Genomic DNA, 16,051 nt, shown 5'->3' with positions numbered 1-16,051 from the left:
GGTGATTTCAAAACCAGGAATGGTTCGACTCTGCTGAAAATCGCACTGTTGCAAAAAGCAGGATTTGAGGTCATTGAAATTCCGGTTAACAGGGTTTGCAATCAGGATTTAATGAAACCATACATTGATCAAGTAAAGACCAGGATAGGCATCCCGCCACAGGAGCATGGTTCTGTGTCACTTAAAAAAGAGTGGGCAGATGAGGCATACGTTCCTGCTGATAAAGGCAGGCAACCCTCAGATCACGGTTACTTAACCGCCGAAGAACATTCAGAAGAGCAAACCGGCAAACCAGGAAATAGGAAGAAAACAAACAGCCAGTAACCCCCTCCCTTCGACCCAGGAGACGTTTTCACATTCAAGTAAAGTTCTACCAGCGTTGAAGACCTGTTGCCCCTGAATTTCGCCCCGGATGATTTGAAGATAACGGATGGTTGGCATCAGGAGCAGATGCGTTTCTCCAACAGCTTACATTTATCAACATTCCAACAAAATGAACTTCTGAACAGAACAGCAGTCTGCTTCTTATATTCTCATGAATTAATGAAATATAGTTATGGATAGAAGCTCTGCTGGTATCAGTGGTCAATACGCAAGATCAGGCAATGATGACAACCAACCGGATGACCAGGCGTCTTCTTCACGGCGTGGACGATATAGATATGCCACAGTCAGACAATGGGATACCCCCTCCCGCACTGCCCCGGGGCGTCATGAATTTTACCATTCTTCCTCCACACGCTCTTCTCAACATCTACAGTACCGTTCAGTAAACCCTGCTCAAAATTTTAATGCTCTCACCAGACAGAAGATAATGGATGGCCTGGTGAAGAAATCTTATCGTTTTGGTGATCGCTATGATGGGAGACTTCACGGTCAATATGCCAGTTCAATTAAAAAATACACGTCAGCTGCTAAAAGACCGTTGAATCGAGCAGAACAAAGCCAGCTGATGCGTTTGCTGGAAAATTTTACCGCAACACGGAGCTGGAATTGGCGAAGCCTGACGACAACATTTCATTCATTGACTTCAGCGGGTGTTTTTACCCCCCATAACCCCATAGATGAGCGTGTTAAGCGCACTCAAGCTGCCTTAATGACAACGCTACTTGATGCAATAATATTCAAGTGCAACCAAAAACCTGAAGCCAGGGATATTGATGCCCAGGGAATCGCCAACCTGCTGTGGGCCATGGCGAAACTGGCAGACAGCGGGCCGGAGCGAACACTGGGGCTCAACGAGGCTGTGGCCGCACTGTTGCCCCACATGAACGCACAGAAAGACCAATTTATTCCTCAGCATATTGCCAACCTGCTATGGGCCATGGCGAAACTGGTGGACAACGGGCAGGAGCGGACACCGGGGTTCAATGAGGCCGTGGCCAGCCTATTGACCAACGTGAACGCACAGAAAGCTCACTTTATACCACAGGAAATCGCCAACCTGCTGTGGGCCATGGCAAAACTGGTGAACAACGGGCAGGAGCAGACACCAGTGTTCAAGGAGGCCGTGACCACGCTGTTGCCGCATGTGAAAGCACAGAAAGCTAATTTTAAACCACAGGAAATTACCAACCTGCTGTGGGCCATGGCGAAACTGGTGGATAACAGGCATGAGTTGACACCAGGGCTCAAAGAGGCTTTGGCCGCACTGTTGCCCCACGTGAACGCAAAAAAAAACCAATTTATTCCTCAGCATATCGCCAACCTGCTGTGGGCCATGGCAAAACTGGTGGACAACGGGCAAGAACAGACATCAGAGCTCGACGGGGCCGTGGCCGCGCTGTTGCCCCGCGTGAACGCACAGAAAGCTCACTTTAAACCACAGGAAATCGCCAACCTGCTGTGGGCCATGGCGAAACTGGTGGACAACGGGCAGGAACAGACACCAGAACTCAACGAGGCCATGGCCACACTGTTGCGACACGTGAACGCACAGAAAGCTCACTTTAAACCACAGGAAATCGCTAACCTGCTGTGGGCCATGGCAAAACTGGTGGACAACGGGCAGGGACGGACGCCAGAGTTCAATGAGGCCGTGGCCGCGCTGTTGCCCTACGCGAACACACAGAAAGCTCACTTTAAACCACAGGAAATCGCTAACCTGCTGTGGGCCATGGCAAAACTGGTGGACAACGGGCAGGAACGAACGCCAGAGTTCAATGAGGCCGTGGCCGCGCTGTTGCCCTACACGAACACACAGAAAGCTAACTTTACACCACAGGAAATCGCTAACCTGCTGTGGGCCATGGCGAAACTGGTGGACAACGGGCAGGAGTGGACACCGGGTCTCAAAGAGGCCATGGCCACACTGTTACCTCAAGTGAGCGCACAAAAAAACCAATTTATTCCTCAGCATATTGCCAGCCTGCTGTGGGCCATAGCGAAACTGATGGACAATGGGCAGGAGCGGACACCAGAACTCAACGAAGCCGTGGCCACGCTGTTACCCCACGTAAGTGCACAGAAAGATCAATTTAATCCTCAGCATATCGCCAGCCTGCTGTGGGCCATGGCGAAACTGGGCGAACTCATTGAGCTGGACTTGGTAACCACCACGTTCAAATCGCTTGTCGAGGGAATCAATGGCAACCCTCAGTTCTCTCAGCAAGCGATATTGATGTCCCTTTGGGGAGTAATGGTATGCTGTGCCAGGCTGTCTCTGGTCGCCAATGCCAATAAAAAACACGTGTTTGAAAAGCCCATGGATGACCTGTTTACTCGTCTGGAAAAAACATTCCTGCACAATGAAGAGGATCAACGCACCATTGCCCAGGCGGCAAGTTGGCTTGGCAGAGCGTGTCCGGTCGTCCCCCATTACCAGACTATCAGGTCAAAACGTCAATCCGAGGTTCGCGATCAACTCCAATCATGCTTTCCCTCTTTGCAGATTGAAGAAGAAAAGAGTCTGAATTCACTGCCTCCGGTTGACCTGCTACTGCCAGATCACAACATGGTGATTGAAGTTCAGGGGCCCTCTCATTTCGTGGGTGGTGATTTCAAAACCAGGAATGGTTCGACTCTGCTGAAAATCGCACTGTTGCAAAAAGCAGGATTTGAGGTCATTGAAATTCCGGTTAACAGGCTTTTGAATCAGGATTTAATGAAACCATACATTGATCAAATCAAGACCAGGATAGGCTTCCCGCCACTGGGTCATGGCTCTGTATCACTTAAAAGAAGGTGGCCAGATTCGGCATACGTTACTGCTGATAACGGCAGGCAACCCTCAGATCATGGTTACTTGACTGCCGAAGAACATTCAGGGGAGCAAACAGGCAAACCAGGTAGAAAGAAAAAATACAGCCAGTAAGCTCTTCCCTACCGTCATGACTCAAGCACCATTTTCACATTCAAGTAAAGTTCTACCAGCGTTGAAGACCTGTTGCCCCTGAATTTCACCCGGATGATTTGAAGATAACGAATGGTTGGCATCAAGAGCAGATGCGTTTCTCCAACGGCTTACATTTATCAACATTCCAACAAAATGAACTTCTGAACAGAACAGCAGTCTGCTTTTTATATTCTCATGAATTAATGAAATATAGTTATGGATAGAAGCTCTGCTGGTATCAGTGGTCAATACGCAAGATCAGGCAATGATGACAACCAACCGGATGACCAGGCCGCTTCTTCACGGCGTGGACGATATGGATATGCCACAGTCAGACAATGGGATCCCCCCTCCCGCACTGCCCCGGTGCGTCATGAGTTTTACCATTCTTCTTTCAAACGCTCTTCTCAACATCTAAAGTACCGTTCAGTAAACCCTGCTCAGGATTTTAATGCTCTCACCAGACATAAAATAATGGATCGCCTGGTGAATAAATCTTATCGTTTTGGTGATCGCTATAGTGGGAGACATCACGGTCAATATGCCAGCTTAATTAAAAAATACACGTTAGCTGCTAAAAGACCGTTGAATCGAGCGGAACAAAGCCAGCTGATGCGTTTGCTGGAAAATTTTACCGCAACACGGAGCTGGAATTGGCGAAGCCTGACGACAACATTTCATTCATTGACTTCAGCGGGTGTTTTTACCCCTCATAACCCCATGGATGGGCGTGTTAAGCGTACTCAAGCTGCCTTAATGACAACGCTACTTGATGCAATAATATTCAAGTGCAACCAAAAACCTGAAGCCAGTGATATTGATGCCCAGGGAATCGCCAACCTGCTGTGGGCCATGGCGAAACTGGCAGACAGAGGGCTGGAGCGAACACCAGGGCTCAACGAGGCTGTGGCCGCACTGTTGCCCCACATGAACGCACAGAAAGACCAATTTATTCCACAGCATATTGCCAACCTGCTGTGGGCCATGGCGAAACTGGTGGACAACGGGCAGGAACAGACGCCAGAACTCAATGAGGCCGTGGCCAGGTTAATGGCCGATGTGGACGCACATAAAGCTAACTTTAATCCACAGGAAATCGCCAACCTGCTGTGGGCCATGGCGAAACTGGTGAACAATGGACAGAAGCGAATACCAGAGTTCAACGAGGCCATGGCATCCTTGTTGCCCCTCGTGAACGCACAGAAAGACCAATTTATTCCTCAACATATCGCCAACCTGCTGTGGGCCATGGCGAAACTGGTGGACAACGGGCCAAAGCAGACACCAGGGTTCAAAGGGGCCGTAGCCACGCTGTTGCCCCTCGTGAACGCACAGAAAGACCAATTTAATGCCCAGGGCATTGCCAACCTGCTGTGGGCCATGGCAAAACTGGTGGACAACGGGTACGAACAGACACCAGATCTCAACAAGGCCGTGGCCGCGCTGTTGCCCCACGTGAAAGCACAGAAAGACCAATTTAATAGCCAGGGCATTGCCAACCTGCTGTGGGCCATGGCGAAACTGGAGGACCACGGGCAGGAGCGCACACCAGGGCTCAACAAGGCCGTGGCCGCGCTGTTGCCCCACGTGAACGCAAAAAAAAACCAATTTATTCCTCAGCATATCGCCAACCTGCTGTGGGCCTTGGCAAAACTGGTGGACCACGGGCAGGAGCGCACACCAGGGCTCAACAAGGCCGTGGCCACGTTGCTGCCCCACGTGAACGCACAGAAAGCTAACTTTAAACGACAGGAAATCGCCAACCTGCTGTGGGCTATGGCGAAACTGGTGGACAACAGGCAAAAGCGAACACCAGAGCTCAACGAGGCGGTGGCCGCTCTATTGCCTCACGTGAACGCACAGAAAGGTAACTTTAAACCACAGGATATCGCCAACCTGCTGTGGGCCATGGCAAAACTGGTGGACAAGGGGCAGGAGCGAACACCAGTGCTCAAAGAGGCTGTGGCCACACTGTTGCCCGACGTGAACGCAAAAAAACACCAATTTATTCCTCAGCATATCGCCTACCTGCTGTGGGCCATGGCAAAACTGGTGAGCAAGGGGCAAGAGCGAACACCAGGGCTCAACAAGGCCGTGGCCGCGCTGTTGCCCTACGTAAACGCACATAAAGACCAATTTACTCCTCCGCATATCGCCAACCTGCTGTGGGCGATAGCGAAATTGCTGGACAACGGGCAGGATAGGACTCCAGAGCTTACAGAGGCCGTGGCCGCACTGTTGCCACAAGTGAACGCACAGAAAGATAACTTTAAACCACAGGGTATCGCCAACCTGCTGTGTGCCATGGCGAAACTGGTGAATAGCGGGCAGGAGCGGACATCAGACTTTAACGAAGCCGTGGCTGCGCTGTTGCCTCACCTGAACGCGGGGAAGCACCAATTTAATGCCCAGGAAATCGCCATCCTGCTGTGGGCCATGGCGAAGCTGGTGGACAACGGGCAGGAGCGAACACCAGAGTTTAACGAGGCCATAGCCGCGCTGTTGCCACAGGTCAACAAAGAGAAAGCTAACTTTAAACCACAGGAAATCGCCAACCTGCTGTGGGCCATGGCGAAACTGGTGGACAGCGGGGAGTGGACATCGACGCTCAACGAGGCCGTGGCCGCACTATTGCGCCACGTGAACACACAAAAAGCTAACTTTAAGCCAAAGGAAATCGCCAATCTGCTGTGGGCCCCGGCGAAACTGGGTGAGTTCGTTGAGCTGAACGTGGTGACCTCTACGTTTGCATCGCTTGTTTACCGAATCAGTGAAAACCCTCAGCTCTCACAGCAAGACCTATTGATTTCTCTCTGGGGAGTGATGGTTTGCTGTGCCAGATTGTCTCTGAACTCTAAAAACAATAACTGGCTTGAAAAGCACATGGATGACCTGTTTACCCGTCTGGAAAATACATTCCTGCACAATGAAGAGGATCAACGCATCATTACCATGGCCGCCAGTTGGCTTGGGAGAGCGTGCCCGGTCGTCCCCCATTACCCGACTACCAGGTCAAAACGTCAATCCGAGGTTCGCCATCTACTCCAATCATGCATTCCATCTTTGCGGATTGAAGAAGAAAAGAGTCTGAATTCATTACCTCCGGTTGACCTGCTACTGCCAGATCACAACCTGGTGATTGAAGTTCAGGGGCCCTCTCATTACGTGGGTGGTGATTTCAACACCAGGAAGGGTTCGACTCTGCTGAAAATCGCACTGTTGCAAAAAGCAGGATTTGAGGTCATTGAAATTCCGGTTTACAGGCTTGGCAATCAGGATTTAATGAAACCATACATTGATCAAATAAAGACCAGGACAGGGATCCCGCTACAGGGGCATGGCTCTGTATCACTTAAAAGAAGGTGGGCAGATGCGGCATACGTTACTGCTGATAAAGGCAGGCAACTCACAGATCACGGTGACTTAACTGCCGAAAAACAGTTAGAAGAACAAACCGGCAAACCAGCCAAGAGAAAGAGAAAAAACAACCAGTAATTCCCTCCCTTCGCCCCAGGAACCGTTTTCATATTCCAGGAAAGTTCTACCAGAGTTGAAGACCTGTTGCCCCTGAATTTCGCCCTGATGATTTGAAGATAACGGATGGTTGGCATCAGGAGCAGATGCTTTCTCCAACTGCTTACATTTATCAACATTCCAACAAAATGAACTTCTGAACAGAACAGCAGTCTGCTTTTTATATTCTCATGAATTAATGAAATATAGTTATGGATAGAAGCTCTGCTGGTATCAGTGGTCAATACGCAAGATCAGGCAATGATGACAACCAACCGGATGACCAGGCCACTTCTTCACGGCGTGGACGATATAGATATGCCACAATCAGACAATGGCATACCCCCTCCCGCACTGCCCCGGGGCGTAATGAATTTTACCATTCTTCTTTCACACGCTCTTCACAACATCTACAGTACCGTTCAGTAAACCCTGCTCAAGATTTCAATACCCTCACCAGACAGGAAATAATGGCTGGCCTGCTGAGTAAATCTTACTGTTTCGGTGATCACTATGATGGGAAAGATCACGGCCTATATGCCAATTCAATTAAAAAATACACGTCAGCTGCTAAAAGACCATTAAATCAAGCCGAGCAAAGCCAGCTGATACGTTTACTGCAAAGTTTTTCCGTAACACGGAGCTGGAATTGGCGAAGCCTGACGACAACACTGCACTCATTTACTTCAGCGGGTGTTTTTACCTCCCATAACCCCATAGATGAGCGTGTTAAGCGCACTCAAGCTGCCTTACTGTCAACGCTACTTGATGCAATCATATTCAAGTGCAACCAAAAACCTCCAGCCAGGGATATTGATGCCCAGGGTGTCTCCAACCTGCTGTGGGCCATGGCAAAACTGGTAGACAGCGGGCAGGAGCGAACACCAGGGCTCAAAGAGGCTGTGGCCGCACTGTTGCCCCACATGAACGCACAAAAAGACCAATTTATTCCTCAGCATATTGCCAACCTGATGTGGGCCATGGCGAAACTGGTGGACAACGGGCAGGAGCGAACACCAGAGTTTAACGAGGCCTCGGCCAGCCTATTGCCCAACGTGAACGCACAGAAAGCTCACTTTAAACCACAGGAAATCACCAACCTGCTGTGGGCCATGGCGAAACTGGTAGACAACGGGCAGGAACGGACCCCAGAACTCAAAGAGACCGTGGCAGCGCTGTTGCCTCACGTAAACATACAAAAAGCTCACTTTAAACCACAGGAAATCGCCAACCTGCTGTGGGCCATGGCGAAACTGGTGGACAATGGGCGTAAGCAGACACCAAGGCTCAAAGGGACTGTGGCCGTGCTGTTGCCCCTCGTGAACGCAAAGAAAAACCAATTTAATGCCCAGGACATTACCAACCTGCTATGGAGCATGGCAAAACTGGTGGACAACGGGCTGGAGCAAACACCAGATCTCAACGAGGCCGTGGCCGCGCTGTTGCTCCTCGTGAACGCGCAGAAAGACCAATTCAATAGCCAAGGCATTACCAACCTGCTGTGGGCCATGGCGAAACTGGTGGATAACAGGCATGAATTGACACCAGGGCTCAACATGGCCGTGGCCGCGTTGCTGCCCCACGTGAACGCACAGAAAGCTAACTTTAAACCACAGGAAATCGCCAACCTGCTGTGGGCTATGGCGAAACTGGTGGACAACAGGCAAAAGCGAACACCAGAGCTCAACGAGGCGGTGGCTGCGCTGTTGTCCCACGTGAGCGCACAAAAAGCAAACTTTACACCACAGGGTATCGCCAACCTGCTGTGGGCCATGGCAAAACTGGTGGACAAGGGGCAGGAGCGAACACCAGGGCTCAAAGAGGCTATGGCCACACTGTTGCCCCACGTGAACGCAAAAAAAAACCAATTTATTCCTCAGCATATCGCCAACCTGCTGTGGGCAATGGCAAAACTGGTGGACAACGGACAGGAACAAACACCAGAACTCAACGAGGCCGTGGCCGCGCTGTTGCCCCACGTGAACGCAAAAAAAAACCAATTTATTCCTCAGCACATCGCCAACCTGCTGTGGGCCATGGCGAAACTGGTGGACAACGGGCAGGAGAAAACACCAGAACTCAACGAGGCCGTGGCCGCACTGTTGCCCCAAGTGAGCGCACAGAAAGCTAACTTTACACCACAGGGTATCGCCAACCTGCTGTGGGCCATGGCCAAACTGCTGGACAACGGGCAGAAGCGGACACCGGGGCTCAATGAGGCCGTGGCCAGCCTATTGCCCGACGTGAACGCACAGAAAGCTAACTTTAAACCACAGGAAATCGCCAACCTGCTATGGACCACGGCGAAACTGGTGGACAACGTGCAGGAGCAGACATCAGGGCTCAACGAGGCTGTGGTCGCGCTGTTGCCCCAGGTGAACGTACAGAAAGACCAATTTATTCCTCAGCATATTGCCAACCTGCTGTGGGCCATGGCGAAACTGGTGGACAGCGGGCAGGAGTGGACACCAGGGCTCAACGAGGCTGTGGCAGCGCTGCTGCCCCACGTGAACGCACAAATAGACCAATTTAATGCCCAGGGTATTGCCAACCTGCTGTGGGCCATGGCGAAACTGGGTGACTTTGTTGAGCTGAACGTGGTTACATCTGCGGTTGAATCCCTTGTCTACCGAATCAGTAAAAAACCTCAGCTCCCTAAGCAAGAGATATCGCTCTCTCTCTGGGGAGTAATGGTATGTTGTGCCAGGCAATCTCTACTCTCCAATGCCAATAAAAATAACGTGCTTGAAACACACATGAATGACCTGTTTACTCGCCTGGAAAATACATTCCCAGACAATGAAGAGGAACAATCCGTTATTGCCATGGCCGCAAGTTGGCTTGGGAGATCATGCCCGTTCGTCCCCCATTACCAGACAATCATGTCAAAACCTCAAGTCGAATTCCGCAATCAACTCCAATCATGCATTCCCTCTTTGCAGATTGAAGAAGAAAAGAGTCTGAACTCACTGCCTCCGGTTAACCTGCTACTGCCAGATCACAACATGGTGATTGAAGTTCAGGGACCGTCTCATTATGTGGGTGGTGATTTCAACACCAGGAAGGGTTCGACGCTGCTGAAAATCGCGCTGTTGCAAAAAGCAGGATTTGAGGTCATTGAAATCCCAGCTAACATGCTTGTCAATCAGGATTTAATGAAACCATACATTGATCAAATAAAGACCAGGATAGGCTTCCCGCCACAGGGGCATGGCTCTGTATCACTTAAAAGAAGGTGGGCAGATGAGGCATACGTTACTGCTGATAAAGGCAGGCAACCCTCAGATCATGGTTACTTAACCGCCGAAGAACATTCAAAAGAGCAAACCGGCAGACCAGGAAAGAGGAAGAAAACAACCAGCCAGTAATCCTCTCCCTTCGACCCAGGAACCGTTTTCACATTCCAGGAAAGTTCTACCAACGTTGAAGACCTGTTGTCCCTGAATTTCGCCCCAAATGAACTTCTGAACAGAACAGCAGTCTGCTTTTTATATTCTCATGAATTAATGAAATATAGTTATGGATAGAAGCTATGCTGGTATCAGTGGTCAATTCGCAAGATCAGGCAATGATTACAACCAACCGGATGGCCAGGCCACTTCTTCACGGCGTGGACGATATAGATATGCCACAGTAAGACAATGGGATAACCCCTCCCGTAATGCCCCGGGACGTAATGAATTTTACCATTCTTCTTTCACACGCTCTTCTCAACATCTACAGTACCGTTCAGTAAACCCTGTTCAAGATTTCAATAGCCTCACCAGACAGGAAATAATGGATGGCCTGCTGAGTAACTCTTATCGTTTCGGTGATCGTTATGATGGGAGAAATCACGGGCAATATGCCAGCTCAATAAAAAGATACACGTTAGCTGCTAAAAGACCGTTAAATCGAGCGGAACAAAACCAGCTGATGCCTTTGCTGCAAAATTTCACAGCAACGCGGAAATGGAATTGGCGAAGCCTGACAACAACACTGCACTCATTTACTTCAGCGGGTGTTTTTACTCCCCATACCCCCATAGATGAGCGTGTTAAGCATACTCAAGTTGCCTTATTGTCAACGCTACTTGATGCAATAATATTCAAGTGCAACCAAAAAATTGAAACCAGCTATATTGGTGCCCAGGGTGTCGCCAACCTGCTGTGGGCCATGGCGAAACTGGTAGACAGCGGGCAGGAGCAAAAACCAGGGCTCAACGAGGCTGTGGCCGCACTGTTGCCCCACATGAACGCTCAGAAAGACCAATTTAATGCTCAGGGCATTAGCAACCTGCTGTGGGCCATGGCGAAACTGGTGGGCAAGGGCCAGGAGCGGACACCGGGGCTCAATGAGGCCGTGGCCAGCCTGTTGCCCAACGTGAACGCACAGAAAGCTAACTTTAAACCACAGGAAATTGCCAACCTGCTGTGGGCCATGGCGAAACTGGTGGACAACGGGCAGGAATGGACAACAGGGCTCAAAGGGGCCGTGACCGCACTGTTACCCTACGTGAACGCACAGAAAGCTAACTTTAAACCACAGGAAATCACCAACCTGCTGTGGGCCATGGCGAAACTGGTGGACAACGGGCTGGAGCGGACACCAGAGCTCAAAGAGGCCGTGGCCGTGCTGTTACCCCACGTAAACGCACAGAAAGCTAACTTTAAACCACAGGAAATCGCCAACCTGCTGTGGGCCATGGCGAAACTGACGGACAACGGGGAGTGGACACCGGAGCTTAAAGAGGCAGTGGCCACGCTGTTACCCTTCGTGAACGCACAGAAATGCCAATTTAATGCCCAGGCTATAGCCAACCTGCTGTGGGCCATGGCGAAACTGGTGAACAACGGGGAGTGGACACCGGAGTTTAAAGAGGCAGTGGCCACGCTGTTACCCTTCGTGAACGCACAGAAATGCCAATTTAATGCCCAGGGTATAGCCAACCTGATGTGGGCCATGGCGAAACTGGTAGACAACGGGCAGGACCGGACACCAGAGTTCAAAAAGCCTGTGGCCGCGCTGTTGCCCCACGTGAACGCACAGAAAGCTAACTTTAATCCACAGGAAGTCGCCAACCTGCTGTGGGCCATGGCGAAACTGGTGGACAGTGGGCAGGAGTGGTCACCAGCGCTCAAAGGGGCTGTGGCCGCTCTGTTGCCCCGCGTGAGCGCACATAGATACCAATTTAATGCCCAGGGCATCGCCAACCTGCTGTGGACCATGGCGAAACTGATGGACATCGAACAGGAGCAGACACCAGGGCTCAAAGAGGCCGTGGCCGCGCTGTTGCCCCACGTGAACGCACAGAAAAACCAATTTATTCCGCAGCATATCGTCAACCTGCTGTGGGCCATGGCGAAACTGGCGGACAACGGGCAGGAGCAGACACCAGAGTTCAAAGAGGCCGTGGCTGCGCTGTTGCCCCACGTGAACGCACAGAAAGACCAATTTAATCCTCAGCATATCGCCAACCTGCTGTGGGCCATGGCGAAACTGGCGGACAATGGGCAGAAGCAGACACCAGAGTTCAAAGAGGCCGTGGCTGCGCTGTTGCCCCACGTGAACGCACAGAAAGACCAATTTAATGCCCAGGGTATAACCAACCTGCTGTGGGCCATGGCGAAACTGGTTGTCAACGGGCAGGAGCGGACACCAGGGCTCCAAGAGACCTTGGCCGCGCTGTTGCCCCACGTGAACACACAGAAAGAACAATTTAATCCTCAGCATATCGCCAACCTGCTGTGGGCCATGGCGAAACTGGTGGACAACGTGCAGGAGCAGACATCAGGGCTCAACGAGGCTGTGGTTGCGCTGTTGCCCCAGGTGAACGTACAGAAAGACCAATTTATTCCTCAGCATATTGCCAACCTGCTGTGGGCCATGGCGAAACTGGTGGACAGCGGGCAGGCGTGGACACCAGGGCTCAACGAGGCTGTGGCAGCGCTGCTGCCCCACGTGAACACACAAATAGACCAATTTAATGCCCAGGGTATTGCCAACCTGCTGTGGGCCATGGCGAAACTGGTGGACAGCGGGCAGACGTGGACACCAGGGCTCAACGAGGCTGTGGCAGCGCTGCTGCCCCACATGAACGCACAAATAGACCAATTCAATGCCCAGGGTATTGCCAACCTGCTGTGGGCCATGGCGAAACTGGGTGACTTTGTTGAGCTGAACGTGGTTACATCTGCGGTTGAATCCCTTGTCTACCGAATCAGTAAAAAACCTCAGCTCTCAAAGCAAGAGATATCGATGTCTCTCTGGGGAGTAATGGTATGTTGTGCCAGGCAATCTCTACTCTCCAATGCCAATAAAAATAACGTGCTTGAAACACACATGAATGACCTGTTTACTCGCCTGAAAAATACATTCCCAGACAATGAAGAGGAACAATCCGTTATTGCCATGGCCGCAAGTTGGCTTGGGAGATCATGCCCGTTCGTCCCCCATTACCAGACAATCATGTCAAAACCTCAAGCCGAATTCCGCAATCAGCTCCAATCATGCATTCCCTCTTTGCAGATTGAAGAAGAAAAGAGTCATAACTCACTGCCTCCGGTTGACCTGCTACTGCCAGATCACAACATGGTGATTGAAGTTCAGGGGCCCTCTCATTACGTGGGTGGTGATTTCAAAACCAGGAATGGTTCGACTCTGCTGAAAATCGCACTGCTGAGAAAATCAGGATTTGAGGTCATTGAAATCCCTGCTAACATGCTTTGGAACCAAGGTTCAATTAAACGATGTATTGATCAAATAAAGACCAGGATAGGCATCCCGCCACAGGGGCATGGCTCTGTATCACTTAAAAGAAGGTGGGCAGATGCGACATACATTACTGCTGATAACAGGCAACCCTCAGATCACGGTTACTTAACCGCCGAAGAACATTCAGAAGAGCAAACCGACAAACCTGCAAAGAGGAAGAAAACAAACAGCCAGTAATCCCCTCCCTTCGACCCAGGAACCGTTTCACATTCCAGGAAAGTTCTACCAGCGTTGAAGACCTGTTCCCCCTGAATTTCGCCCCGGATGTTTGGAAGATAACGGATTGGTGGCAACAGGAGCAGATGCGTTTCTCCAACTGCTTACATTTATCAATATTCCAACAAAATGAACTTCTGAACAGAACAGCAGTCTGCTTTTAATTTCATAAATTAATGAAATATAGTTATGGATAGAAGCTCTGCTGGTATCAGTGGTCAATACGCAAGATCAGGCAATGATGACAACCTACCGGATGACCAGGCGTCTTCTTCAAGGCATGGACGATATGGATATGCCACAGTCAGACAATGGGATAACCCCTCCCGCACTGCCTCGGTGCGTCATGAATTTTACCATTCTTCTGTCACGCGCTCTTCTCAACATCTACAGTACCGTTCAGTAAACCCTGCTCAGGATTTTAATGCTCTCACCAGACAGGAAATAATGGATGACCTTATGAGTAAATCTTACCGTTTCGGTGATCGCTATGATGGGAGACTTGACGGTAATTATGCCAGTTCAATTAAAAAATACACGTCAGCTGCTAAAAGACCGTTGAATCGAACGGAACAAAGCCAGCTGATGCATTTGCTGCAAAATTTCACAGCAACGCCAAGCTGGAATTGGCGAAGCCTGACGACAACACTTCATTCCTTGACTTCAGCGGGTGCTTTTACCCTCCATAACCCCATAGATGAGCGTGTTAAGCTTACTCAAGCTGCCTTACTGTCAACGCTATTTGATGCCATCATATTCAAGTGCAACCAAAAACCTCCAGCCAGGGATATTGATGCCCAGGGTGTCGCCAACCTGCTGTGGGCCATGGCGAAACTGGTGGATAAAAGGCATGAGTTGACACCAGGGCTCAAGAAGGCTGTAGCCGCACTGTTGCCCCACGTGAACGCAAAAAAAAAACCAATTTATTCCTCAGCATATCGCCAACCTGCTGTGGGCCATGGCGAAACTGGTAGACAACGGGCAGGAACGGACCCCAGAACTCAAAGAGAGCGTGGCCGCGCTGTTACCCCACGTGAGCGCACAGAAAGCTAACTTTACACCACAGAGTATCGCCAACCTGCTGTGGGCCATGGCGAAACTGGTGGACAACGGGCAGAAGCGGACACCGGGGCTCAATGAGGCGGTGGCTGCGCTGTTGCCCCACGTGAACGGACAGAAAGCTACCTTTAAACCACAGGAAATCGCCAACCTGCTATGGGCCACGGCGAAACTGGTGGACAACGGGCAGGAGCAGACACCGCAGCTCAAAGATGCCGTGGCCGTGCTGTTGCCACAAGTGAACCCGGAGAAAGCTAACTTTAAACCACAGGAAATCGCCAATCTGCTGTGGGCCACGGCGAAACTGGGTGAGATCGTTGAGCTGAACGTGGTTACCTCTATGTTTGAATCGCTTGTTTACCGAATCATTGAAAACCCTCAGCTCTCACAGCAAGACATATTGATGTCTCTCTGGGGAGTAATGGTTTGCTGTGCCAGATTGTCTCTGGACTCCAATAACAATAACTGGCTTGAAAAGCACATCGATGACCTGTTTATTCGCCTGGAAAATACATCCCCGAACAATGAAGAGGGTCAACACACCATTGCGAAGGCCGCAAGTTGGCTTGGGAGACCGTGTCCGTTCGTCCCCCATTACCATGCAAACGTTTCAAACCGTCAATCCCACTTCCGCAATCAACTGCAATCATGCATTCCATCTTTACGGATTGAAGAAGAAAAGAGTCTGAATTCATTACCACCGGTTGACCTGCTACTGCCAGATCACAACCTGGTGATTGAAGTTCAGGGACCGTCTCATTACGTGGGTGGTGATTTCAACACCAGCAAGGGTTCGACTCTGCTGAAAATCGCACTGTTGCAAAAAGCAGGATTTGAGGTCATTGAAATTCCGGTTAACAGGCTTTGGAATCAGGATTTAACGAAACCATACATTGATCAAATAAAGACCAGGATAGGCATCCCGCCACAGGGGCATGGCTCTGTATCACTTAAAAGAAGGTGGGCAGACGATTCATACGTTACTGCTGATAAAGGCAGGCAACCCTCAAATCATGGTTACCTAGCCGCCGAAGAACAGTTACAAGAACAAACCGGCAAACCAGCCAGGAGGAAGAGAAAAAACAGCCAGTAATTCCCTCCCTGCATTTATCAACATTCCAACAAAATGAACTTCTGAACAGAGCAGCAGTCTGCTTCTTATATTCTCATGAATTA

At 50.4% G+C, this 16,051-nt stretch carries 7 protein-coding genes; all 7 read left to right on the top strand.

The annotated features are described in order from the left end of the window. The coding region (locus ACO6VE_RS12480; protein WP_422461584.1) for a hypothetical protein at positions 1 to 324 on the top strand (324 nt) is incomplete at its 5' end. 232 nt (positions 325 to 556) lie between these two features. Continuing rightward, complete coding sequence (locus ACO6VE_RS12475; protein WP_422450767.1) at positions 557 to 3,313, top strand: DUF1601 domain-containing protein; 2,757 nt, start codon at positions 557 to 559, stop codon at positions 3,311 to 3,313. A gap of 237 nt (positions 3,314 to 3,550) precedes the next feature. Further along, a complete protein-coding gene (locus ACO6VE_RS12470) occupies positions 3,551 to 6,829 on the top strand; it encodes a DUF1601 domain-containing protein (protein WP_422461582.1) in 3,279 nt (1,092 codons plus the stop codon). A gap of 230 nt (positions 6,830 to 7,059) precedes the next feature. Next, a complete protein-coding gene (locus ACO6VE_RS12465) occupies positions 7,060 to 10,215 on the top strand; it encodes a DUF1601 domain-containing protein (protein WP_422461580.1) in 3,156 nt (1,051 codons plus the stop codon). Positions 10,216 to 10,366: 151 nt separating this feature from the next. After that, complete coding sequence (locus tag ACO6VE_RS12460) at positions 10,367 to 13,777, top strand: DUF1601 domain-containing protein (protein WP_422461578.1); 3,411 nt, start codon at positions 10,367 to 10,369, stop codon at positions 13,775 to 13,777. Positions 13,778 to 14,005: 228 nt separating this feature from the next. Beyond that, a complete protein-coding gene (locus ACO6VE_RS12455) occupies positions 14,006 to 14,869 on the top strand; it encodes a hypothetical protein (RefSeq protein ID WP_422450761.1) in 864 nt (287 codons plus the stop codon). Further along, positions 14,775 to 15,968 (top strand): RAP domain-containing protein, encoded by a 1,194-nt coding sequence (locus ACO6VE_RS12450; RefSeq protein WP_422461576.1) that lies wholly within the window; start codon positions 14,775 to 14,777, stop codon positions 15,966 to 15,968. The genes ACO6VE_RS12455 and ACO6VE_RS12450 overlap by 95 nt, the downstream gene beginning before the upstream one ends. Positions 15,969 to 16,051 lie beyond the last annotated feature (83 nt).

The organism is Endozoicomonas sp. ALB115 (assembly GCF_049310245.1).
Lineage (GTDB): Bacteria > Pseudomonadota > Gammaproteobacteria > Pseudomonadales > Endozoicomonadaceae > Endozoicomonas.
Note: the sequence above shows the minus strand (reverse complement) of the source record. Positions and strands in the feature narration are given on the sequence as shown.